This is a genomic window from Pseudomonas sp. Pse1 (genome assembly GCF_024519635.1).
GTDB lineage: Bacteria > Pseudomonadota > Gammaproteobacteria > Pseudomonadales > Pseudomonadaceae > Aquipseudomonas.
The window spans coordinates 18,561-42,040 of the sequence record NZ_JALJRO010000029.1 but is presented as its reverse complement, the minus strand read 5'-3'; the positions used below and the strand labels follow the sequence as shown (position 1 = coordinate 42,040).

The 23,480-nt window shown below is 53.5% G+C and carries 19 protein-coding genes and 1 pseudogene; 14 read left to right on the top strand and 6 right to left on the bottom strand.

What is annotated here, in order from left to right:
• Positions 1–50: 50 nt before the first annotated feature.
• Positions 51–1,427 (bottom strand): MFS family transporter, encoded by a 1,377-nt coding sequence (locus tag NR126_RS26570; RefSeq protein WP_169874361.1) that lies wholly within the window; start codon positions 1,425–1,427, stop codon positions 51–53.
• 505 nt (positions 1,428–1,932) lie between these two features.
• On the opposite strand from NR126_RS26570, the gene NR126_RS26565 reads away from it, so the two are divergent.
• The 4 genes from NR126_RS26565 to NR126_RS29115 all read left to right on the top strand — a co-directional run bounded on the left by NR126_RS26565 (position 1,933) and on the right by NR126_RS29115 (position 5,292).
• Complete coding sequence (locus NR126_RS26565; RefSeq protein ID WP_003442248.1) at positions 1,933–2,856, top strand: LysR substrate-binding domain-containing protein; 924 nt, start codon at positions 1,933–1,935, stop codon at positions 2,854–2,856.
• 27 nt (positions 2,857–2,883) lie between these two features.
• Positions 2,884–3,603: an alpha/beta fold hydrolase gene (locus NR126_RS26560; RefSeq protein WP_256832359.1), complete on the top strand. Its 720-nt coding sequence runs from the start codon at positions 2,884–2,886 to the stop codon at positions 3,601–3,603.
• Positions 3,604–3,722: 119 nt separating this feature from the next.
• Positions 3,723–4,841, top strand: coding sequence for an MFS transporter (locus tag NR126_RS26555; RefSeq protein WP_256832361.1), 1,119 nt, complete (start codon positions 3,723–3,725; stop codon positions 4,839–4,841).
• 328 nt (positions 4,842–5,169) lie between these two features.
• Positions 5,170–5,292: a hypothetical protein gene (locus NR126_RS29115; RefSeq protein ID WP_369826390.1), complete on the top strand. Its 123-nt coding sequence runs from the start codon at positions 5,170–5,172 to the stop codon at positions 5,290–5,292.
• Here NR126_RS29115 and NR126_RS26545 read toward each other — a convergent pair.
• The 5 genes and pseudogenes from NR126_RS26545 to NR126_RS26525 all read right to left on the bottom strand — a co-directional run bounded on the left by NR126_RS26545 (position 5,289) and on the right by NR126_RS26525 (position 10,970).
• Entirely contained in the window at positions 5,289–6,749 is a 1,461-nt protein-coding gene (locus NR126_RS26545) for a site-specific integrase (protein ID WP_256832358.1), read from the bottom strand. The two genes, NR126_RS29115 and NR126_RS26545, sit on opposite strands and share 4 nt — an antisense overlap.
• 286 nt (positions 6,750–7,035) lie before the next feature.
• Positions 7,036–7,284: pseudogene (locus NR126_RS26540) on the bottom strand (site-specific integrase); the annotation flags it as partial.
• A gap of 126 nt (positions 7,285–7,410) precedes the next feature.
• Entirely contained in the window at positions 7,411–8,484 is a 1,074-nt protein-coding gene (locus tag NR126_RS26535; protein WP_256832357.1) for an aromatic ring-hydroxylating dioxygenase subunit alpha, read from the bottom strand.
• Between the two features lie 73 nt (positions 8,485–8,557).
• Positions 8,558–9,511, bottom strand: coding sequence for a PDR/VanB family oxidoreductase (locus NR126_RS26530; RefSeq protein ID WP_256832356.1), 954 nt, complete (start codon positions 9,509–9,511; stop codon positions 8,558–8,560).
• Between the two features lie 556 nt (positions 9,512–10,067).
• Positions 10,068–10,970, bottom strand: a complete 903-nt coding sequence (locus tag NR126_RS26525; protein ID WP_256832355.1) for a LysR family transcriptional regulator — start codon at positions 10,968–10,970, stop codon at positions 10,068–10,070.
• Positions 10,971–11,137: 167 nt separating this feature from the next.
• Between NR126_RS26525 and NR126_RS26520 the strand changes: the two genes are divergently transcribed.
• The 10 genes from NR126_RS26520 (at position 11,138) to fdhA (ending at position 23,393) form a co-directional block, all read left to right on the top strand.
• Positions 11,138–12,196, top strand: coding sequence for a fumarylacetoacetate hydrolase family protein (locus tag NR126_RS26520; protein WP_256832354.1), 1,059 nt, complete (start codon positions 11,138–11,140; stop codon positions 12,194–12,196).
• Positions 12,193–13,191: a VOC family protein gene (locus NR126_RS26515; RefSeq protein WP_256832353.1), complete on the top strand. Its 999-nt coding sequence runs from the start codon at positions 12,193–12,195 to the stop codon at positions 13,189–13,191. Before NR126_RS26520 ends, NR126_RS26515 begins: the two co-directional genes overlap by 4 nt.
• Before the next feature lie 137 nt (positions 13,192–13,328).
• A complete protein-coding gene (locus tag NR126_RS26510) occupies positions 13,329–14,345 on the top strand; it encodes a fumarylacetoacetate hydrolase family protein (protein ID WP_256832352.1) in 1,017 nt (338 codons plus the stop codon).
• A 29-nt stretch (positions 14,346–14,374) separates the two neighbouring features.
• Positions 14,375–15,352: a C-terminal binding protein gene (locus NR126_RS26505; RefSeq protein WP_256832351.1), complete on the top strand. Its 978-nt coding sequence runs from the start codon at positions 14,375–14,377 to the stop codon at positions 15,350–15,352.
• 29 nt (positions 15,353–15,381) lie between these two features.
• A complete protein-coding gene (eno, locus tag NR126_RS26500; protein ID WP_256832350.1) occupies positions 15,382–16,677 on the top strand; it encodes a phosphopyruvate hydratase in 1,296 nt (431 codons plus the stop codon).
• Positions 16,678–16,689: 12 nt separating this feature from the next.
• Positions 16,690–17,706, top strand: a complete 1,017-nt coding sequence (locus NR126_RS26495) for a phosphotransferase family protein (protein ID WP_256832349.1) — start codon at positions 16,690–16,692, stop codon at positions 17,704–17,706.
• 29 nt (positions 17,707–17,735) lie between these two features.
• Positions 17,736–18,869, top strand: coding sequence for an FAD-dependent oxidoreductase (locus tag NR126_RS26490; protein ID WP_256832348.1), 1,134 nt, complete (start codon positions 17,736–17,738; stop codon positions 18,867–18,869).
• A gap of 153 nt (positions 18,870–19,022) precedes the next feature.
• Entirely contained in the window at positions 19,023–19,448 is a 426-nt protein-coding gene (locus tag NR126_RS26485; RefSeq protein WP_256832347.1) for a DUF4440 domain-containing protein, read from the top strand.
• A gap of 16 nt (positions 19,449–19,464) precedes the next feature.
• Positions 19,465–22,143: a phosphoenolpyruvate carboxylase gene (ppc, locus tag NR126_RS26480; protein ID WP_256832346.1), complete on the top strand. Its 2,679-nt coding sequence runs from the start codon at positions 19,465–19,467 to the stop codon at positions 22,141–22,143.
• Positions 22,144–22,193: 50 nt separating this feature from the next.
• Positions 22,194–23,393, top strand: coding sequence for a formaldehyde dehydrogenase, glutathione-independent (gene fdhA, locus NR126_RS26475; protein WP_256832345.1), 1,200 nt, complete (start codon positions 22,194–22,196; stop codon positions 23,391–23,393).
• Positions 23,394–23,480 lie beyond the last annotated feature (87 nt).

Sequence of the window (23,480 nt, the reverse complement as noted above, 5' to 3'; positions counted from 1 at the left end):
CCATGGATCTCATGGGCCCTTTTCAAATACCTGCTGTAATCGTCAGTGCTTCAAACGCTCGCAGCGTGTGACTTTGCGCAACCCTTCAAACCGGTGCGCTCTTCGATCTCACCGGAACCGCTGATGTACCCATAGCGCGAAAGATTCGGCATCAGCATCGCGGCGATGAAAGTGATGGTCACGACGGCCGCGACATAGAAGAAGAAATATTCCTCAATGCCTTGGGACCGGAGCGACAAGGCGACGTATTCGGCGGTGCCGCCGAATGCCGCATTGCCGATGGCATACGGAAAGCCTACGCCCAATGCGCGTACCGCAGGTGGGAACAGTTCAGCTTTGACGATCCCGGCAATCGGGGTGTAGAGCGACGCAATGGCCAGGCCACCAAACACCAGCAGGAACGCCGTAAACGGGCTGCTGACCGATTGCAGTGAATAGAGCAGGGGAATCACCAACAGCATCGCCAACCCGGAAAACATCAGCATGTGCGCCTTGATCCCGATACGGTCCGCCAGCAAGCCGAACAGTGGCTGGCAGAACATGAAACCGACCAGGGCCGCGGTCATGATGAAACTAACCGTTTCCGGGCTGAAACCGGCTGAGATCACCAGGAACTTCTGCATATAGGTGGTGAAGGTGTAGAAGTACAAAGAACCACCGATGGTAAACGCTACCACCAGCGCGACCGCCCGTTTGTGCTTGAACATGCCGCGTAGCGAGCCGGCGTCTTTGCGGCTCATGTCTTTCTTGGTGGCGGTTTCATGCATGGCGCGGCGCAGATACACCACCACGATTGAGCTCAGGGCACCGATGAAGAACGGAATCCTCCAGCCCCAGTCGCGCAATTCTTCGCCGGTGAGGGTTTGCTGGAGAATTACCACGGTCATCAATGCCAAGAGCTGACCGGCAATGATGGTGAAGTACTGAAAGGAGCCATAAAAACAGCGACGCCCAGGTGTCGCGATTTCACTTATGTAGGTGGCGCCGGTGCCGTACTCCGCGCCGACTGACAGCCCCTGAATCAGCCTGGCGACGACAAGCAAAACTGGCGCCGCCACACCGATGGTTTCATAGGTCGGCATGACGGCAATCAACAAGGAACCGGCGCACATCATGAACACCGAGATAATCATCGATACCTTGCGGCCGCGGGTATCAGCAATCCAGCCAAAAATCCAACCGCCGAGCGGCCGCATGAAAAAGCCGACGGCGAAGACGCCGGCGGTTGCGAGCAACTGACTGGTGGTGTCGCCTTTGGGGAAAAACGAGCTTGCAAAATAGATGGCGGTATAGGCGTAAATGAAAAAGTCGTACCACTCCACCAGATTGCCCGAGCAGGCACCCATGATGGCTCTGACGCGATTCGGACTTTTTATCTGATCGGACTTTTCAGTGTGGAGTGTTGAGTCGCTGGTTGATGCAGACATTCTGTTCACCCTTTTTTCAAGGCGAGACGATACGAGGCGCACGCTGATGCGTGTCCGACGTTGCTAGCTCGATGGGTTGATGTGCTTAACGCAGTTGCTGTGACCCTTTGACGACCAAGGCACATGAAGAGGGGGGATGTATATGAGAGGTCAGCTGTTCACTGACTGTGTAAGGCGGGTCGGTCAGGTAACGAGAAAGGTAGTAAATCATGGCGCAAGCCCTCGAATCTTATTCTTGTATTCAGTCGATCGCTCTTGGCGTCGACGTTGATTGCACGCTACCGCAGAGTGACGAGGGTAATAAGCCGTCAGCCAGGCCTAACTGATATACCGAAATTTTATAGCTTGCCTTGCAACCCGTGCGGGCTGGGGGATACAGCTGGCTCGAAAGCCGCGAGGCCCCATGCGGCGCGGGTCCTGTGGCATTCCAAGGAACGCTAATGCGTTTACACTCATACTACTTTCGACGCATTTCGCGCCGAGCCCGACTTTGACTGGCCTGGTAATGGATGTCGTTCAACTCAAGACCCTAATTCATGTGGCCGAGCTTGGCAGTCTCAGCAAGGCCTCCGACCGGCTTCACATCGCACAACCGGCGCTGAGTAGGCAAATTCGTCTGTTGGAAAAGGAACTCGGGGCCTACCTTTTTGATCGGCATGGACGAGGCATGGAAATTACCGATGCCGGCCGTGAAGTCTTGGCGCATGCCACCCGGATCATGGAAGAGATGGAGTCCATTCGAAGTTCGGTCGTGGGCGGGAAGTCTTCTTTTCGGGGCACGGTGATGATCGGTACAACACCGACGGTAGCGGAAATTGTCACCGTTCCGCTGGTGCGGAAAATCAAAGAAGAGCATCCGAATCTTGCCATCAGGTTCTCCTCCGCCTTTAGCGGCTACCTGCTGGATTGGGTTCAGCGTGGCGAATTGGAACTGGCGATTTCTTACGATCCCCAACCCTTGCATACGCTGCGTATCGTGCCGGTGATGATGGAAAACTTGCTGCTGGTCGGACCTGCCAGTGCCAATCTACGCCTGGATGCGCCGGTGTCATTCGAGTCTTTGGCCGAGCAGCAATTGGTGTTGCCAAGCGCCCGCCACAGTCTTCGCGTGATTCTGGATAATTGTGCGCGAGAAGTCGGCATCAAGCTCAAAACCAGTGTTGAAGCTGACTCCTTCGGCGCGATGATTGACCTGGTTCGCAATGGCTTCGGTTTGACAGCTTTGCCACTGGCATCGATTTACACGCAAATTGAATCGGGAGTGCTCAGTGCTGCACCTTTGGTCGACCCTATTCCCATGCGTAAATTGGTCCAGGTATTTCCCGCGGACAGGCGAGTCAGCCCCGCCGCAAAATTTGTTGGAGATGCGTTCATCGAGATTGCCGCCGATCTAGTAGGTCGCGAAATCTGGGCAGGGCACATGCTTTGAACAACATCAATCCTCGACCATGAACCTATGAAGGAAACCCCGTTGTCTTCCAACCTTACGCCGCTCGTGCTTATCCCCGGATTGCTTTGCGATGACCGCCTTTGGGCACATCAAAAATCCGTCTTGGAAAACTCAACGCATATCTGCATCCCTGATGTCTCCCTTGACTCCAGCATTGCTCAGATGGCGGAGCGGACTCTGGATGAAGCACCACCTTTTTTTGCACTCGCTGCGTTGTCCATGGGCGGATATGTAGCCATGGAAATTATGAAAAAGGCACCTGAGCGGGTTTTGAAGTTGGCAATGATAGACACGATGGTGCGACCGGACGATGAAGCCCGTACCAAGGCGAGACGTGGCCTGCTGACTCTTGCACAACTTGGCCGGTTCAAGGGCGTAACACCACAACTGTTGCCCAAGCTTGTGCATCCCCGCTGCATTGGAACTGCGATTGCCGATACGGTGCAGGAAATGGCCGCAGCAGTAGGAAAGGAAGGGTTTGTTCGGCAGCAATTGGCGATTATAGAGCGTCTCGATTATCGACCATTATTGAAGAGCATTGTGGTCCCGACCTTGATCGTTGTTGGTGAAAGCGACGAAATCACCCCTCCAGTTGAGTCCGAAGAAATCCATCGCGGCATACCGCATTCTCGATTGGTGGTGGTGCCTCAATGTGGGCATCTGCCGCCGCTTGAGCAGCCGCAACTGACGACTCTGCTATTGAGTCGGTGGCTTGAAGATAGTTAACACCCTTGAGCCCAGTCGCTTATGCGTTCGTGGCTTTGCATGCATTTCTTATCTTTGATGACATTGTTTTGAGAAATCAAACTCCACTACCTGGAAAGTTCGGCATCGTCTTGTTAGGGATACTGCAAGTTTTGGTCTGGGGAGGTTCGTTCTTCCTTATGGCCGTAATGGCCGATCCGATCATTGAAGAGACAGGCTGGGCTAGCCAGTGGGTCTATGGCGCATTGTCTCTGAGCATTCTTGTTTCTGCGGTGTTGGCTCCGTTGATCAGTCGACTGATTGCCCGCTATGGCGGTCGCCCAATTCTTGCCAGTAGTGGTCTAGGAGTCGCCATTGGATTGTTTCTGATGGCCAATTCCACGTCATTGCCGTTTTTTTTACTGGCTTGGTCAGTCATCGGCATTGGCATGGCGCTTGGATTGTATGAAGCACTATTCGCCTGTTTAGGTTCACTTTACGGTGAGCGAGCGGGCGGTGTGATTACAGGAATTACATTGATCTCAGGGTTTGCGACAACGCTTTCCTGGCCGGCGGTTGCGTTAGTCATCGATTACATTGGTTGGCGCTCAACGTGTTTGTCCTATGGAGCGTTGTTAGTGCTGACTGTGGCACCGCTTTATATGTGGGTGCTACCGAGAGGCTCGGTTTCACTCAGAAAAAATGACGCGTTGTACGATGAAAGTCTGTCGATTGATCGACGGGTTTACTGGCTCCTCACGACGATTTTTGCGTTGGGCGCAGTGATCATGACGGCAATCTCTGTTCAGCTGATTTCTTTGCTTCAAGGTCAGGGGTATTCACTTGCAGCTGCCATCGGATTCAGCGCTTTACTGGGGCCGAGTCAGGTAGGCTCGCGGATTCTGCAAGTATTTTCACGAAAGCGACACCCAATTTGGACGACGTTGATCTCTGTCGTACTAGTGGCAATCGGTCTGTCGGTTGTGACCATGACGCCGGCAATGACGGGTCTTGGCCTCGTACTTTATGGTGCTGGTAATGGTTTGCGAGCGATTGTTCGGGGGCTGCTACCGTTGACGCTGATGTCGCCAACGCATTATGTTTTGCTAATGGGTCGCATGTCTCGACCTTCACTTATTGGACAGGCACTCACACCTCTTGCTGGTGGTTACCTTTTGCAAACGTGGGGGGCGGGCGGTGTGCTTGCTGGGCTAAGTTCGTTGGCTATGTTGAATGTGATACTGGTGTTGTTCCTCCTACAACTAGTTCGAAAACAATGACCAATCTTGGTCCGTTGCAGCCTGTTATGAAAGGGCTGCTATCTACTGTGGATTCAACCGGTCGATGCACCACAATTAAATTCTGTGTAAGCAGAAGGAGTGTTACAGATGAAGCAGAGACCTCGGATCTATTACACCGAAAGTCAGAAAAAATTGATGTGGGATCACTGGTAAAAAGGCGACTATCCAGCAGGTCGCCCTACTATTTGAACGAAACCGCTCATTGATACAGCGCATCCTGACGGAAATAGGCGGTATCAGCCCCTCTGTACAGCGCAGGTCCGGATTGGGCCTGACGTTGGCTGAACGCGAAGAGATTTCGCGTGCAGTGGTGGCAGGTAACTCGATCCGTTCCATGGACACGCTGCTAGGGCGAGCAGACTCTAAGATCAGTCGTGAGATCAGACACAGCGGTGGTCAAGGATGCTACCGGGCTAATCGAGCTGATTAGGCTGATGAAGGCGGCAAGGATTCAGTGGCGGCGTACGCTGGAAAAGACATCATCGACTTGCTTGGTGGATGCTCGTAAGTTGAGGACAGCACGGCACTGAGTCGATCGCCCAACAGGTCCCAGGCGTTTTTCTTCTCTTCGGCATAGTCGTGATGCAGGTAATGACGCCTCACCCTAGAGCCGGCCAACACATGATTTTGGCAGCGATCGATGACGTCCAGGCTGACCCCCAAGGCCTGCATCATGGTCGCGCCGGTACGGCGCAGGTCATGCGGGGTCCAGTCACCGTTCTGGCCGTCAGCAAGCACCAGGGTATCGTCATGACGCCGTCTAGAGAGGGCCTTACGGTTTTTGAACCGAGCCTGACGATCGCCGACCTGTTTGCTCACCACTTTCACATCCACATGCCCATCATCCTGCTTGTTGGGAAAGCACCATTCAGAGTTTCCCGTCAGCGTCTTGAGTTCCTGAAAGAAATGCAGGGCAAATGGCGAGAGGAACACATGGTGGTCCTGTTTCTTGCCCCGGGTGCCTTTGACGTTTTCACTGGGGAGGAACCAGGTCTGCCGGTCCAGGTCGACATTTTTCCATTCGGACTGGAGCAGCTCGCCAATCCGGCACAAGGTGCCCAGGCTGATCCAGAGCGCGAGTTGAGTTTCTTTCTTTAACGGCCGAATGCCCTCGTATTTTTGGCCGGCGGGGAGGGCGTTGTAATCGGCGGTCATTTGCTGGAAGCGGTTGTGCAGTTCCAACAGCTCAGTTGGCGAAAGGATGCGGCTTCTTTCGGCTTCGTAGTCGGCAGGGATCAAGGGGGAGATGTCGACCAGCTCAGTTGGATCACCCTCGATCAATAAGGCCCGCCAGGGCTGACGTTTTCTAGCCCAGCTAAACATCTGGGTGAGGTCGGCGAAGAAGCTGATGGCTTGCCGGTAAGCGCCGCGGTTGACCACGGCCCGGATCAGCACCCGAACATCGTGTTCTGAAACATTGTTCACCGCGGTCTTGCCAAGTGCCGGAAAAAGGTCCTTGTTAAAGCGTCGTTGCAATTCAGCATTGCCATCTTTACGCGCCACGCCATCCAACAGCCAGGCCTTCGCCAAATCTTGGACCGTCAGTGTTTGCACCTTCGTCGTTTTTACTTGTTCGGCCTCTACGTTAGCCGCGGCGTATGCCTGTGCCTTGGCGGTTTTCTTGTGCTCGTTGGGATTGATCTGCACATCAATGAGTGCCCGTGCCTGGTTGCGGGCCTTGCGGATGTCCGTCAGGGATTTGCGTGGCCAGGACCCGCAGGCGTATTCTTTGTTCTGGTCGCCCCACCGATAGCGATAAAAAAAGCTGACCGACACGCCGTCCTTACGCAGGGAAATTCGACCTGCGAGATTGCCATCTTCCCGGAGGATGCGGCCGGCATCGTTGGCGGTCAGCGACTCGAGTTCTTTGATGGTAATTTTGGCCATAAATCAGACTCCCCCTACTTTTACCCCCACAAAAACGTCGGCTCTTGATGGACGTTACTGGACTCTCGTAGAGCAGAACACCGCTGGAGCTCAAGTAAATACTCGCTTGGAAAAATCCAGAGTAAAATTTTGGAAGCTTTCAAGAAGTACGAAAAAGTAGATGGGGTGCTAGGGGTCGAGTGTTCGAATCACTCCGTCCCGACCATATTATTCAATGACTCAGCCGCTTTCGAGCGGCTTTGTTGTTTCTGCCATAGTGACTTTCCGAGTGCCCTGGCGTTTTCGTTCATGCTTCCCTCCTTTTCAGAATCGTCAGCGCTGGTGCGCGCGAGTCGGTTGCTGAAACCTTGTTTGCCGCCGCAATAATCTGATCCAGTTCCGCCGCTGAGTAGTGGCTGGTGATGCTTCCGTTCTTGTGGCCGAGCAGCGCTTTGCGATCCTCTTCCGTCACGCCTGCAGCACGCAGCCTTCTGCCAAAGGTGTGCTTCAGGTCGTGAATGCGGATCCTGACAAAGCCGTCATGTGCCGGCCGCACTCCAACCTAGTCGCGTTCCAGTTGTGGGAAAGGGCCTGAGTGCTGCAAAGCCTCAGGTCGCAGATGGGACGAACGAGCAACACTGTTGCTGTGCCGCGATCACTCGAAAGCCACGCTTGTACGGTGTTATGGGTTGTCCTTCAAAAGACGATCAACGATACGCCGGGCTCGGTTGGGACCCACGTCAACGTGGATGTCGAGCATCGGTTTTGCACCGAAGCGGCACATGTTTGCGTATTGAGCTTCGATGATTTGCTTGTCTTCATCGAAAGTCAGCGTGGTCTGCTCGATGACTTTCCGTTTGGTCTCCTCTGGGTCCGAAATCGGATTGGTCGCCATCGTCCAGAAGTAGTGGCAGGTCGTCTCAGTTTCAGGGGTGATTCCGTGGAACCCTCGCATGTGAAAGCCGCCCCGGTCCGGGGCCGTCACCGACTCGCTTCCAGCGTCCACCGCACCTGTCCAGATCAAGAGATGTGACAGGTGGAATTCAATTTCCTGCCACCGATCGATCCGACCTTTGAAGGGATATGCCGCTGTGTAAGTGGGTGGTGGTTCAGAGTCAGGCATATACCGCACAACCCGGACAGAGTTGTCATCGCCGGTGACCTGCATGTGCGCATTCATATGAATCTTCGCGTTCCCGCCGATAGTGCGCAGATGCACATAACCCAGATGGCTGAGATCCAACAGGTTGTCGTGAATGAGCTGCCAGGGCGCTTCGTAGTGATACACGTCGCCGTCAAAGAGGTACTTTCCGCTGGAGTGATGCGGATACTCTGGCGGTTCACTCTCGGGCGCTTCAGCCGGGTTTTTCCCATGCCATAGCCAAATGATCTGATCGCGCTCGACAACGTGAAACGCGCGCACACGGGCTCCACCAGGAACTTTCACTTGGCCAGGAATTTCCAGGCACTGACCTTTGCCGTTGAAGAGCAGGCCGTGATAACCGCAGCGGATCGCTCCATCTTCAAGTGTTCCAAGAGAGAGAGGCACGGCGCGATGGCAGCAACGGTCTTCAAGTGCAGAGGCTTTGCCATCTTTGTCACGAAAGAGCACGAGCGGTTGGCCAAGAAGCGTGCGTGCGACGGGCTTGTCAGTCAGTTCCCAGGAGAAACCTGCCACATACCACTGATCCTGTGGAAAGCCTGCCGGCGTGGAATTGCTCTGTGGATCGAACTGCTGAATAGTCGCTGTTTTCACGGTGTGTCTCCTATTTATTGTTCGCTTTCGGGCTACTAGCGGTGGCAGTCATAGCGGTGCGCTGGAGTTTTTTTCAAATATCCAGGACGAGCAATGGTGACTTTGATCGAGAGCAGCAGGGTGTGAACTGATTGTTCGCAGCGTGCTCCGAGTCAGTCATGAACATGTCGCGGTGGTCCGGGGTGCCCTGGATGATCCTGGTCATGCACGTTCCGCAAATGCCTTGTTCGCAGGACAGGGGGATGTCGATACCCGCGTCGATCAGTACTTCAGCGACGCTTCGGTCGGCCGGGATAAAATACGAAGTACCGCTGCTGGCCAGCTTTACTTCAAAACTGCCGTCATCATCTTTGGCTACGACGTTTGCGCTGAAGTATTCGCGATGGAGCTGACTTTCTGCCCAGCCATACTTTCGTGCTTCGCTGAGCACAAACTCCATGAATCCGACGGGTCCACACACGTATAGGTGGTCCTGCGGACTAGCACCGGTGAGAACGGCTTCTGTAGACAGTTTCTGAGTCGCATCGCCATCGTCGAAATGGATATGGACCTGCTCGGAAAAGGGCGAGTTACGAAGACGCTCGACGAAGGCAGTTCGTTCTTCGGAGCGGGAGCAGTAGTGGAGTGTGAAGTTGGCATCAGCCTGTGTTAGCCGTTCTGCCATACAAAGAATGGGCGTTATGCCTATGCCTCCGGCAAAAAGAACCGACTTGGCTGCAGCACCTTCCAGAGGAAACAAGTTTCGAGGTTCGCTAATTTTTAGGCGGCATCCCGCATGAACCTGCTCATGCATGGCGCTCGAACCGCCACGGGAGGCTGGATCGAGCAACACGGCAATCAGGTAGCGGTGTACTTCGTTGGGCGAATTGCATAGAGAGTATTGGCGAACCAAACCGTCTGGCAGGTGAACGTCTACGTGTGATCCGGCACTGAAAGGTGGTAAGGATGACCCTTCTACAGCTACCAGTTCGAAGCTGTAAATCCCCTCTGCTTCTTTCGTTTTTTGACTGACAATGACATCTAACATGCGTGTATTTCCTCGGATGATGCACGACTCACCTGCAGTGCGTAAGAGGAGCCGTTTCCCTGGCTGATCTGAATTTTTTGGTTTCCGGTCATGGCCACGGGATATGTCTGATGCACCCATCAACCTGTGAATGCGTGTCCCTGTTCGAATCTGATAATTCAATCGAAAAAGGGATACTCGGCCATAGGCATTGATTTTTGTTGGAGGATTGCAGGGGCTTAGAAGCCAAGCACGGTCTGACTGGCGCAGTGGTGTTTAGCCGTGCCGTGGTCTTTAGAAGGATGCGATGTATTGCGGGTACGAGATCGTCCGCACTTATCTTATTTTTGTTCATGTCACTTCCAGCTCATGAAGAACATGCCGCTTTCATTGGGAGATGAAAGTGCATAGGCCGACTGGACTTGCGACCTTGGAAGAAGGTTAGGGAGGGGAGGGTGTATTTATCAAATCGTTTGTCTGGATGCGAGGTAACCTCAGGGTGGATACCTCGAGCCGTGATAAGTTAGCTCTTCAAATCGCTCGGTGAGAAACCCTCAAGGCATTTGAATTCGCAGTGTCAGACCTTGCTGGCTTCTTCTGCCAGGACATCACATACCCACATGAGGCCGGGATCACTTGAGCGATTTTTGTGCCATTGAAGCATCTGACTTAGCGGCGGAATATCGATGGGAGGTGGCAGGATTCTAATGGGTAAATATGCCGCTGCTTTTGTAGCCAGACGTTTATGAACCGTCGCAATACGCTGTGTTCCTACCACGAGCAAGGGAGGGAAAGTCAGGTTCGAAGTCATGATCTCCGTCCTGCGTAAAACCCCGTAGTGGTTGAGAAACCAGCCATCGAATGCAGGAATGTGATTTGGGCCATGTTGAACCGTCACGTGACCCGCTTCGATGTACTCTTCAAAACTTAAAGTGTCGCCGTATCGGTCATTCTCGGACCACACCACACACTCGTAACTCTCCTCATAAAGTTTGCGTCGCGGATGCTCCGGAGCGAGAAACTGTTCGGGGATTAGCATCAGGTCTGCATCTCCACGTTCGAGCATTTCCTGAGGGGTGTGCTGGGCGATTAGCTCGATTTTGATCAGCGGAGCTTCGTGAGCCAGCCGCCGAACAACCGTGGGTATGAGCAAGAGCATGGTCAGTTCGGAAACGAGAATTCGGTAGGTTCTCTCGTCTGTCGCCGGATTGAAGTCCGGACGAGTAACGATTGTTGAATCTATCGACATCAAAACTTCGCGAACGGGTATGACCAGAGATTCAGCCAGCGGTGTCAGCACTAAATTTCTGCCCACCAATACCAGTAAATCATCCTTGAAATATTCCCTTAGCCTGCCCAGAGCACCGCTCATCCCCGACTGACTCAGGTTTACGCTGTCTGCAGCATGGCTGATGTTTTTCTGTGCGAGCAAAACATCCAGAGCCACGAGCAAATTCAAATCCAAGCCTTTAAAGCGCATCGCTCCTCCAGGTATCCACGTTAGCGATAGCAAGAAACCGAATTAACCATTTTACAGACTGGTCGCTCGAAAAATAGTCTTACCTTCAACGGAGACGAAGATCGCCCGCAGCATCGGGCTGGGCGACTACGTGATTCCTCAAAAACAATAAGATGAGGATGTGGCAGATGAGCCATGTAACAGCGCTTTCACCCTTTGCGCTAGGGACATTTTCAGCGGCTGGAGGGCCTGCATTTCCTGGAATCATTTTGAACGATGAGGTGATCGCGATTGAGGCATTGCGGACGTTGTGCCTCGACCTCGGATGCGGTTTGCCTGAAAGCTCCGGAATGTTTGAACTCCTGCAGGACTGGAGCACGACCATAAGGGCTCTGACTGCTGCAGTTAATCGATTGGTCCTCTCGCAGCTGGATACCGCAGATATTCGAGCGAAGTTTGTTCCAGTGGAGCGCTTGCGCGTCCATGCCCCCCTGGATCGCCCGCGACAGGTTATTTGTTCTGGCGCTAACTACTTCAAGCACGTAGTGGACCTGATTGTTGCGGCGGGTCCAGGTGATAGTCCAGACACTCAGGGCTTTACTCCCGAACAACTGCGGGCACACGCCGAAAACATCATGAAGGAGAGGTCTCTAACCGGCGATCCCTACATGTTTAGTAAGCCTGCCGCCTGCATTACTGGCCCGTACGATCCTATCTTGATTTCTCCTCACACGAAGAAAGCAGACTGGGAGCTCGAGTTAGCCGTCGTGATAGGCAAAGCAGGGCGGCACATCAGTCGGGAGGATGCACTGAGCTATGTCGCGGGATACACCATTGCTAACGACATTACCAACCGCGACCAGATTTGGCGTCGAGACGACATGAAGGCAATGGGGACTGACTGGATTGCCGGGAAAAGTAGCCCTACTTATTTGCCCCTTGGTCCATATCTGGTTCCCAGCGCTTTTGTGGAGGACCCACAGAATCTGCGCCTGACGCTGAAGCTCAACGCTGAAGTGAAACAGGACGAAAGTACCTGCGACATGATTTTCGATGTTGCGAGGCAAATCGAATATTTGTCCAGCCTGGTTCAACTGAACCCCGGCGACATTTTGTGCACCGGATCGCCTGCCGGAAACGGTGCTCACTTCAATCGCTTCCTCCAACACGGGGATATTGTCGAGTCGACTATTAGCGGCTTGGGAATTCAACGAAATACATGCTTAGTAGAAGGAACAGATAAATGATCAACGGTATTGAGACAGTCTTGTATGGCGTTGATGACGTCGAGCTTTGCACTCGTTATTTTGTCGATTTCGGGCTGCCACTTGTTGAGAGTTCGAGTGAGCATGCTCACTTTCGTTTGGACGAAGGATCGAGCGTAATCATCCGCTCCATCAATGACCCGCTTATCCCTAAAAGTAGCATCGTGGGTATTGGTGTGCAGGAAGTGATCTGGGGGGTCGACACTCCACAGAACCTCGACAAGCTGCTTAAGGATCTCGGTCGAGACAGAGAAGTACGATTTGACGAGGACGGCACCGCTCACTGTTTGACGGATGACGGCCTGGCTATAGGTTTCAAGGTTTTCACCAAAATTCCGGTGGTATCTGCGCCAAGCCCTTCGAACTCACCTGGCAACGTCAATCGCATCAACCAGCACCGTAAATGGATCGTTAAGGCTCGCCCCAAGACCATTCAACACGTGGTTTTTCAGACGCCAGACGTGGAGAAAAGTTGGGCGTTCTACCGTGATCGCCTGAATTTCCGTGTGTCTGATATTCAAAAAGGCTTCGGTATCTTTGGTCGCGCATCTGGTGCTCATGATCACCACAACATCTATTTCCTGAACGCCAACCTGCCGTTCAAGGGCCCGGATGTCTGGGGTATGGACGGACAGCTGCGCTTTGATCACGTCAACTTTGGTGTTGATGATGTTGATGAAGTGATGGTGGGCGCGAACCATATGCAGCGTCAGGGATGGCCAAAGTCGGCTTGGGGCTTGGGTCGTCATCGCATTGCTTCTTCACTGTTCCTTTATTTGCCATGTCCTACAGGTGGCCAGGCGGAGTACGGCGCGGACTCTGATCATGTGGATGACAGTTGGGTGCCACGTGTTTGGAATCCGATGTTTGGCTTCTTCAGCTTTGTCACCAACATGGCGCCTTTTATGTTGGACGCTGCGGCATGGGAGTACGAATACGCTCCGGGCTACACACCTGAGAAAAAGCCACACGCGTAGTCGCCTCATAATTCAGTCAGATAACAGCGTCACTAAATTCGACAGTTTTTTCTCGAGCGCAGCAGCACTTGGGTGAGAGCGTTTTGCTTATTGATTTGTTATCTGGCTGGAAATCGCGGATTTAAGGAGAAATGTTCGTGCACAGTTCCATCGCGAGCTCATGCCGAATTGGCAATGTATCAATGGCGGGTTGCCCTCCATTTCCTGCGTTGATTGTGGGCGAAAACGCAATTGCCCTGACGGCACTTAAAGCGTTCGCTATGCAGTTAGGTTTCCCTTTGGTGGGGACCGATTGTATGAACACGCTCCTTGAACATTGGGAGGGTAATCAAGAGGCGTTGATGCAAGTGTCGGCTCACTTTGATTCGTCTGGATTGGATGGGCTGGTTATCCCGCAAAGCGTGCTCAAGTTGCATTCGCCCGTGCAACCAGGACAAGTGTTCTGCACCATCGGTAACTATCGTGCACAAGTGACCGAAGCCATTCTCGACGCTGGGTTATCTCAACGAGATTCCGCATCTGAAGAGCCCTCTGAGGCGATGCTGCTTGAGAAGGCGAAGGCGTTCATTGCCCAGCGTGAAAAAGGTGTTCCGTACGTCTGTAGCAAATCTCCAACGGCTGTCACAGGGCCCCACGATCCTCTGCATTTGCCGGTTACGACTGACCAGGTCGATTGGGAAGTGGAGCTTGCAGTGGTCATTGGTAAGCCCGCGAAAGACGTCCCTGTTGAGCGAGCTCTTGAACACATAGCTGCTTTCACCGTAGCCAACGACATCACCATTCGCGATCGCGTTTTTCGCGCAGAACCCAGTGGGTTTGGTACCGATTGGCTACAGGCAAAAAACGCCCCGGGCTTTCTACCCTTAGGGCCTTACCTGATACCTGCGCGTTGCGTAAGCGATCCTGAAAGTTTGCGATTGAGCTTATTGCTCAATGGTCAGCTTATGCAGAGCGGGGTTGTCGAAGACATGATCTTTGGTATTTCGCAGCAACTTGCCTATATCTCGCGCCACGTCCAGCTATTACCTGGCGACGTGATTTGTACAGGGTCTCCTGCCGGATTTGGAAGTCACCACCAACGTTACCTGCGATCGGGTGATCGCCTGCATGCATCTATTGATGGTTTCGGCAGCCAGCACACGTTGGTCCCATAACCACAGCATTAATAATAAGGACAAGTGAAATGACTTTGACTGCCGATGTTCATAGCGTGTTGCTCACGGACTTCGCCTGGCCAGATGATAGTGTTGAGCGTCAAATCATTGAGTCAGCCGGGTTCAACTTAGTCAGTGGACCGGCTAAACCGTCTTCCGCTGAGGAAATTGAAGCGCTGGTGAAACAGCATCAACCTTCGGCAATCCTCACGTGCTGGGCGCCGGTCTCTGCTCAAGCGATCGCCGCGTCAGAGCAACTTCAGATCGTCGCTCGCTTAGGCGTCGGACTCGACAATATCGCAGTAGACGCCGCTACGCAGCGCGGCCTTTGGGTCACAAATGTGCCGGACTATTGTGTCGAAGAGGTCTCCGATCATGCGGTTGGATTTGCGATCGCCTGGACGCGTGGTCTGGTTCGTTTTGATCGTGATGTCAAAAAGGGTTCCTGGAACCCTGCGAGCGCGAAACTTCGTCGTTTGCGTAATCTGACCTGCGGCATTGTTGGATATGGCCGTATTGGCCGGCGCACTGCTCAGAAGCTTTCGGCATTCAATACTCGTGTTCTGGCTTACGACCCCTATCCGCCGAAGGAAGAAAGTCAGGTCGAGTTTGTCACCCTCGATCAGCTATTGAGTCAGTCAGACATCGTGATTGTGCATGCACCTCTGACGGAGGGCACCCATCACCTGATCAATCGCTCAAATCTGGCAACGGTTAAGCATGGCGCACTCTTGATTAACGTGAGCCGCGGTGGAGTTGTCGATTCTGATGCGTTGATCGAGGCGCTTCAGAGCGGCCGATTGGATGGCGTTGGATTGGACGTCCTTGAAAGTGAGCCGGACGTACCGGCAGCGCTGCTCGATCACCCAGGCGTAATGCTCACTCCGCACGTTGCGTTCTCTTCAGATGCGTCGCTTCTCGAGTTGCGCCGCCGTGCAAGCGAGGAAGTGGTTCGCGTATTGAAAGGTGAAGCACCTGAGCAGGCTCGTAATAAGCCGAACGCCTGACCCTCTCCAATTTATTGAGTCCAAATTCCATGCCTACCCGTGCTATCAAATCACTTCACGCCCGCCAAATTCTCGATTCCCGCGGGCGTCCGACCGTCGAGGTCGACGTTCTTTTAGTCGATGGCACTCTGGGCCGCGCTGCGGTTCCGTCGGGTGCTTCCACAGGGGCCGCCGAAGCTCACGAACTTCGTGATGAAGATGCGAACCTATACGAGGGTCGTGGAGTGCTTCAGGCCGTCAAAAATGTAAATACGGAAATAAACAATGCCTTGAAGGGGGCGGATGCTCTGGATCAGGAAGCTATCGACCGAGCGTTGCTGGAGCTTGATGGCACTTCTCAACTCAGTCGCCTTGGCGCCAACGCAATCCTTGGGTGCTCTCTGGCGATCTGTCGAGCGTCTGCTCTCAGTACCGGGCAGCAGCTGTATCAGCGAATTGCAGAGCTTGCCGGTACCTCTGAGTTAACGATGCCGATGCCGATGGTCAATATCCTCAGCGGCGGTTTGCATGCTGGGCGCGGTATGGACGTACAGGATTTCTTGGCTATCCCTGCGAGCGCGGAGTCGTCCGAGGAGGCTATTCATCTTGTATCGAGAATTCGTAGTGCTGCCACTCGCGTTATGGCCAAGCGTGGCCTAACGACGTTGCTCGCAGATGAGGGTGGACTGTCACCTGGATTCGCCACCGGTCGTGAAGCCTTGGAACTGATGGTAGAGGCCACCCTCGAGGCTGGCTTGGAGCCAGGCAAGGACATGCTCATTGCAATTGACGTCGCGGCTAGCTCATTGAAGGGACCAAACGGTTCCTACCGTTTTGCGCGTGAAGGGCGCGACTACCAAAGCGCTGAGGTTATCGATCTGTTGGATGGCTGGGTTCGCGATTTTCCCATTGCCTCAATTGAAGACGGCCTGGATGAAGAGGATTGGGCAGGCTGGGCAAAGCTGACGTCTCGTTTAGGTGGGAAGGTGCGCCTAGTTGGTGATGACCTTTTTACTACCAACCTCGCGCGCGTACGCCATGGCATATCCAGTGAGGTGGCAAACGGAGTTCTGGTGAAGGTGAACCAGAACGGCACGTTGACCGGCACGTTGAATGTCATTGCAGAGTCTCGTCGACACGGTTACGCCCCCGTTGTGTCAGCACGTTCGGGTGAGACTGAAGACAGCTTCATCTCGGATCTTGCTGTTGGTACAGCCGCAGGGCAAATCAAGATTGGCTCCGTACGTTGCTCGGATCGACTCGCCAAATACAACCAGCTGCTTCGAATCGAGGAGCAGAGCGGTGCCCGGTTCGCAGGCCTTTCCGCAATTGCTCTGAAGCGCTGAAGGGGATAGCTCATGGCCGAAAACAATAATGTGCCTGTTGCCCCCGAGCTTCAGGATTTTTTGATCAGTGCGGGGCTGTCCAGTGCTGGCGTCGTTGGTCGCTGGATTCCCCTGACTGGCGGAGTGTCTTCTGACATCTGGAAGGTTGAACTACCGGATTGCACGTTATGTATTAAGCGGGCACTCCCGAAGCTGAAGGTGGCAGACGATTGGGAAGCCCCGGTTTCCCGAAATGCCTTCGAATGGGAATGGCTGAAGTTTGCCGCAGAACAGGTTCCTGCTGCAGTTCCTGCACCCATTGCCCACGACGTTGAAGCTGGTTTGTTCGCAATGGAGTTTTTGCCTGAGGCCGAACACCCAGTCTGGAAGCAGCAATTACTTGATGGTTTGGTTGAACCTTCGATTGCGCTAGCGCTAGGTAAGGTGCTGGCCAAGCTTCATTCCGCAAGTTCCAACTCTTCTTTACTGGCCAAGGCGTTTGCCACAGATGAGAGTTTTTTTGCGATCCGTCTTGAACCCTATTTGCTGGCAACAGCGAGACGTCATCCTGGCCTCGCGCAGCGCCTCGAACAATTGGTGGAAACAACCGCAGCTCATCATGAAGCCCTGGTTCATGGGGACATCAGTCCGAAGAACATTCTGGTTGGACCGAATGGTCCGGTGATACTAGACGCTGAGTGTGCCTGGTATGGCGATCCCGCATTTGATGTTGCCTTTTTCCTCAATCATATGCTCCTCAAGTGCCTGGTAAATCCGCATTTGAAAACACGCTATTTGGACTGCTACGGCGAGTTTTTCGATGGCTACTTCTGCAACGATGGCATGGAGGCAATCGAGCAGCGCGCTGCTGCACTCTTGCCTGCCTTGCTTCTTGCGCGGGTAGATGGGAAATCTCCGGTCGAATACCTGGTGTCCGAGCAGCCAAAGAGGCTGATTCGAGATTTCGCTCCACCGCTCATTTTGGCACCCCCGCTGAAACTCGCACGTATCGCGCAGTTGTGGAGCGAAGCATTAGATTCACTCGTGTGAATGGAAAATTTGACTGAGGAATTCCAACAATGAATAACAAAAAAGCTCAAAGCATCCTCATCGTGGGCGGTGGAATTGGTGGCCTGTCAACAGCCATTGCGCTTCGTCAGCAAGGCTTTGATGTTGAGCTGATTGAGCTGAACCCTGAGTGGACGGTCTACGGTGTAGGCATCATTCAGCAAGGCAACGTGGTTCGCGAGATGGCCAGACTCGGTGTCGCCAGTGACTGCATGAAACAAGGTTTTTCATTCGACAAGGTTCGCCTTTGTGATGGGGCGGGCAACCCGTTAGCGGTCATCCCAGGTGCTCGTGTGGCAGGCCCGGACTACCCCGTCAATATGGCACTGCCTCGTATTAGTCTTCATACGATTTTGCTGAACAAAGCGACGGAGTTGGGGACCAAAATCACCCTCGGGCTGACCGTCGATAGCCTCGAAAATGGTGAAGATAAAGCACTCGTTAAATTCAGCGATGGTCGCGATGGCGAATATGATTTGGTCATTGGCGCTGATGGGATTTTCTCAAAAATCCGTGGTCTGCTTTTCGGCACTCACCTCAAGCCGAAGTTCACTGGTCAAGGTGGGTGGCGCTGCAACATGCCGCGCATGCAAGAAATCGATTGCCTCACCATGTACCGCGGAAGGAATGGTGGCCAGGCAGGTTTTTGCCCTCTGACAAATGACTTGATGTATTTGCTGCAGACAACCTCTGAACCCGGTAATCCATGGTTCGATCAGGACAAACTGGATGTCCTGTTCAAAGAGCGATTGGCAGAATTCGAAGGCCCAGTTGCACGAGCAAGGGATGAGTTCATCACCAATCCCAAACAGGTTATTTACAAACCATTCGAGACAATCTTTCTGGAGGCTCCTTGGTATCAGGGACGCTTCGTTTTGATCGGCGATGCAGCCCATGCTACCACCCCACATCTGGGGCAGGGCGCAGGCATGGCAATTGAAGATGGCATCGTGCTTGCCGAGGAGCTCAAGGCCAAGTCGGTGGACCAAGCGCTTGAGTCCTTCATGACCAGGCGTTTTGAGCGTTGCAAGTTCATCGTGAACTCCTCACTGCAAATAGGCACGTGGGAGTTGGAGCGCAACCACACAGCGGACTTTAACGGTCTGGTGCAAAAAATGGTTGAGGTTACCGCTCAGCCTATTTAGGGCAAAGCCAGCGGGCAGTTACCACAAGCGTATTCCTTGGCCGCGTTCCAGCGGCCATGGGATCGTGCTGCCTGATTTTTGTAAGACGCAAAGATACCTGTCGGCATTTTCAGCGTTGCAAACAGCGCTCGAACCACTTTGGAAGTCCTATCAATGACTACATCCGATTCAGATCAGCAACCCACTCACCAGAAGCTGCTTGAGCGCGAGCAGCAACGATGCCAGACATTGGTCAACGGCGCGTTTGACCTGTTGGGAGAAGTGCTTTCCCGAGACCTTTTGCATACGCATACCAGGGGAAATAGCGATAGCTATGAAAGCTACCTGGAGTACGTGCAGCAAAAGCTTGAGTTGCTGAATGTCGAGCGAGGTGAGTTGCGTATTCGTGAGTATGGATCTGTAGCCGTAATGACCGGGATTCAGGTGAATACCGCGCGTCTTCGCAGTGGTGACGGGACAGTTATGCGTATCGAGTCGAAAGTCGTCCAGGTATGGGCCAAAGAGTCGGATGGGCAGTGGAGGGTCACCGTATTCCAAGCGACGGCACTGGGTCCTCCAACCCCCGTCAACGCTCAGTGAGCAGGAGATTTTTTCCGTGAATATTCGCGCCAACGCTCAACTCGAGTCGCCTCAGCTACTAATCGATCCACGCTTGCGTCGGAACGTGAATGAATTAGGTACGTTACTGGGCAACACCATTCAGGATGAGTTCGGCACGGACCTTTTGCAGAAAATCGAAGCGATTCGTCAAGGCGCCAAGCGAGCGCGAACGGGCGAGGCTCAAGCTCAGAACGATTTACTCCTTCTCCTTCACGGCCTCAAAGACGAGGAGCTTCTTCCTGTCTCGCGCGCCTTCAATCAGTTCCTGAACCTCGCTAATATCGCGGAGCAGCACCATCAGGTTCGCAAGCGTAGGCCTGATGAAGCGACAAGATTTGCTGACAGCTGTTTCTCTGAACTGATAAGCCGGCTCCGTCTACAAGGGTATTCCGCTGAGCGGATACATGAGCAGGTTTCAGAACTGAAAATTGACCTGGTTCTGACTGCTCATCCTACCGAGGTCACCCGTCGAACACTGATTCAAAAGTACGATGCAATTGCTCACTTGCTCGATCAATCGGACCGGGACCTTAGTCAAACCGAGCGCGCAACGCTTGATCAAAATCTTGCTCGCCTGATCGATGAAATCTGGCACACAAGTGAGATCCGAAAAACTCCCCCGACACCCGTCGATGAAGCGAAATGGGGTTTTGCGTTAATCGAAAATACGCTGTGGGAGGCGCTGCCTCTGTTCCTTCGCTCGCTTGACACCGATTTGAGTGCTGCTACTGGGAAGAGGCTTTCTCTCTCTGCTGTTCCGGTGAGGTTTTCGTCTTGGATGGGCGGCGATCGGGATGGTAATCCCAACGTGACTGCGGCCGTTACCCATGAGGTTTTGCTCTTGGGACGGTGGATGGCGGCAGATCTCTACTTGCGAGATATCGACGCGCTTAGCGCGCAGCTATCCATGTCGCGTGCCAGCGAAGAGCTTTTACTACAGGTGAATGCAGCGACCGAACCGTACCGAGCTGTATTAAAACCCATTCGTGAGCAACTTCATCTTACGCTGGAATGGGCACAAGCCTCTATTCAGGGCAATTCGATCGACCCCAATCGCGTTTTTCACAGTTCCGAAGAACTCCTGGCGCCACTCGAATTATGTTATCGCTCACTTTGTTCTCAAGGCCTGTCGAGAATCGCTGATGGCTTATTGCTCGATACTATTCGTCGCGTTCGTTCCTTCGGTCTTGGACTTGCACGTTTGGATATTCGGCAAGACAGCGGCTTGCATTCCAAGGCGCTTACGGAGCTCACGGAATATTTATCACTGGGCCGCTATGAGGATTGGGATGAGCAGGCACGCAGAACTTTTCTGCTTACTGAGTTACAAGCTCAACGGCAGCTTATTCCTGAGGGCTGGGAGCCATCAGCCGAAACGACTGAATTGCTTGCGTGCTGCCGTGCGGTCGCTTTACAACCAGATGAACTGATCGGCTCTTACGTTATATCGATGGCGAAAAGAGTTTCCGACGTTCTTGCGGTGAAGCTACTGTTGAAAGCGTGTGGATTGGCTCGGTCGATTCCTGTGGTGCCATTGTTTGAAACGCTGGATGACCTCAAGTACGCCTCTACGTGCATAGATCAACTTCTTGAAATCGATGGGTATCGAGCACAGCTCGTAGGCTCTCAAGAGGTGATGATCGGTTACTCCGATTCAGCAAAAGATGCGGGAACCCTTGCTGCGGCCTGGGCGCAGTATCAAGCGCAGGAAAATTTGGTAGCCGTATGCCAGAAACACAACGTGGGTCTGCGTTTGTTTCATGGCCGCGGGGGCACGATTGGGCGTGGAGGTGCGCCGGCCCATCAGGCCATTCTTTCCCAACCACCGGGTTCGGTAGCGGGGGAGTTGAGGGTGACAGAGCAAGGGGAAATGATTCGGTTCAAGTTTGGGGTGCCTGATGTGGCAATCCAGAGTCTTCGTCTCTACTTGAGTGCCGTACTTGAGGCTCAACTGATTCCTCCGCCATCGCCTTGTGACGACTGGCGTCAGTTAATGGATTTACTCGCCGATGATTCGCTACTGAGCTACCGAAGCGTTGTTCGTGACAATCCCCAGTTCATCGATTACTTCCGACAAGCAACGCCTGAGTTGGAGCTGGCAAAACTGCCGCTTGGAAGTCGCCCGGCCAGGCGTCGACATGGCGCAGGTGTTGAGGGTTTGAGGGCTATCCCTTGGATTTTCGCGTGGACCCAAAATAGATTGCTTCTGCCTGCCTGGCTTGGCGCTGCCTCGGCGTTAGGCATTGCAATTTTGCAAGGGAAGACGGCACTCATGAAAGAGATGATTTCCGGCTGGCCATTTTTCAAAACGCGTATCGATATGCTGGAGATGGTCCTCAGCAAAGCTGATATCGACATCTCTCGATTCTATGAGCAGTGCCTTGTTGAGCCAAAGCTTCGGTCGTTTGGCCTGCAGTTGCGAGCGATGCTCATCGAAGCAACTGGCGTTGTACTGGAGCTCAAAGGGATCACTCGACTTCTTGAGGAGAACCCTGAACTCAGCGAGTCGATGAGTATCCGCAATCCCTATACGGATCCGCTTCACCTTCTACAGGCCGAATTGTTGAGCCGGTCACGCGCCGCTCAAGGCTCCGTTGAGCCTTCTTCACATGTTGACCAAGCATTACTCGTTACTTTTGCCGGAGTCGCTGCAGGTATGCGCAACACCGGCTGAGCGCGTAACTCGTTTGAAAGATGACTGCTTCACCAACAAGAGGAATAACAATGTCCGGTAATCGTGGTGTCGTCTATCTAGGCGCAGGCAAAGTCGAAGTGCAAAACATCGACTATCCAAAAATGCAGGACCCGCGTGGTAAGAAAATTGAACACGGTGTGATTCTGCGAGTGGTATCAACGAACATCTGCGGATCCGATCAGCATATGGTGCGTGGTCGAACGACCGCTCAGGTAGGCCTGGTGCTCGGCCATGAAATTACTGGCGAGGTCATCGAAAAAGGTAGCGACGTCGAAAATCTCAAAATCGGTGATTTGGTCTCCGTACCCTTCAACGTCGCCTGTGGCCGTTGCCGCTCCTGCAAGGAACAACATACCGGCGTTTGCTTGACGGTCAACCCGGCCCGCGCCGGCGGTGCATATGGCTATGTGGATATGGGGGACTGGACCGGTGGTCAAGCCGAATATGTCTTGGTCCCTTATGCAGACTTCAATCTTTTGAAACTGCCTGACCGCGATAAGGCCATGGAAAAGATCCGTGACCTGACTTGCCTGTCAGACATTTTGCCAACCGGGTACCACGGGGCAGTGACCGCTGGCGTGGGGCCGGGTAGCACTGTTTACATCGCGGGTGCGGGTCCGGTAGGTCTTGCTGCCGCCGCATCAGCTCGCCTACTGGGGGCGGCTGTGGTCATTGTTGGCGACGTTAATCCTGTTCGTCTGGCGCATGCGAAAGCTCAAGGTTTTGAGATCGCTGATCTGTCGACAGATACACCCTTACACGAGCAGATCGCTATTTTGCTGGGTGAACCCGAAGTGGATTGTGCGGTTGATGCCGTGGGGTTCGAGGCACGTGGACATGGCCATTCCGGGGCACAACACGAAGCTCCTGCGACGGTGCTGAACTCATTGATGGGGGTCGTGCGTGTCGCAGGCAAAATTGGTATTCCAGGTCTCTATGTCACCGAAGACCCTGGTGCCGTAGATGCTGCGGCAAAGATTGGTAGCTTGAGCATTCGATTTGGTCTCGGCTGGGCGAAGTCACATAGTTTCCATACCGGCCAAACTCCGGTCATGAAATACAACCGCCAGCTCATGCAAGCGATCATGTGGGATCGAATCAATATTGCAGAAGTCGTCGGTGTCCAGGTCATTGGCTTGGACGAAGCACCGAAAGGCTATGGTGAGTTTGATGCAGGAGTACCGAAGAAATTCGTAATCGACCCTCACAAACTGTTTAGCGGTAAATAGTCGCCTGCATCGATGTTCTGGTGCGAGCAGCGCCTGAACAGACCAAAATAATAATTTCGGAGTGTCGTGCACCCGTCGCCAGACGGG

Excerpts from the sequence above, each read along its gene's own strand:
- NR126_RS26570 (WP_169874361.1), bottom strand. The coding sequence starts at position 1,427 with ATGTCTGCATCAACCAGCGACTCAACACTCCACACTGAAAAGTCCGAT.
- NR126_RS26565 (WP_003442248.1), top strand. The coding sequence starts at position 1,933 with ATGGATGTCGTTCAACTCAAGACCCTAATTCATGTGGCCGAGCTTGGC.
- NR126_RS26560 (WP_256832359.1), top strand. The coding sequence starts at position 2,884 with ATGAAGGAAACCCCGTTGTCTTCCAACCTTACGCCGCTCGTGCTTATC.
- NR126_RS26545 (WP_256832358.1), bottom strand. The coding sequence starts at position 6,749 with ATGGCCAAAATTACCATCAAAGAACTCGAGTCGCTGACCGCCAACGAT.
- NR126_RS26530 (WP_256832356.1), bottom strand. The coding sequence starts at position 9,511 with ATGTTAGATGTCATTGTCAGTCAAAAAACGAAAGAAGCAGAGGGGATT.
- NR126_RS26525 (WP_256832355.1), bottom strand. The coding sequence starts at position 10,970 with ATGCGCTTTAAAGGCTTGGATTTGAATTTGCTCGTGGCTCTGGATGTT.
- NR126_RS26520 (WP_256832354.1), top strand. The coding sequence starts at position 11,138 with ATGAGCCATGTAACAGCGCTTTCACCCTTTGCGCTAGGGACATTTTCA.
- NR126_RS26515 (WP_256832353.1), top strand. The coding sequence starts at position 12,193 with ATGATCAACGGTATTGAGACAGTCTTGTATGGCGTTGATGACGTCGAG.
- NR126_RS26505 (WP_256832351.1), top strand. The coding sequence starts at position 14,375 with ATGACTTTGACTGCCGATGTTCATAGCGTGTTGCTCACGGACTTCGCC.
- eno (WP_256832350.1), top strand. The coding sequence starts at position 15,382 with ATGCCTACCCGTGCTATCAAATCACTTCACGCCCGCCAAATTCTCGAT.
- NR126_RS26495 (WP_256832349.1), top strand. The coding sequence starts at position 16,690 with ATGGCCGAAAACAATAATGTGCCTGTTGCCCCCGAGCTTCAGGATTTT.
- NR126_RS26490 (WP_256832348.1), top strand. The coding sequence starts at position 17,736 with ATGAATAACAAAAAAGCTCAAAGCATCCTCATCGTGGGCGGTGGAATT.
- NR126_RS26485 (WP_256832347.1), top strand. The coding sequence starts at position 19,023 with ATGACTACATCCGATTCAGATCAGCAACCCACTCACCAGAAGCTGCTT.
- fdhA (WP_256832345.1), top strand. The coding sequence starts at position 22,194 with ATGTCCGGTAATCGTGGTGTCGTCTATCTAGGCGCAGGCAAAGTCGAA.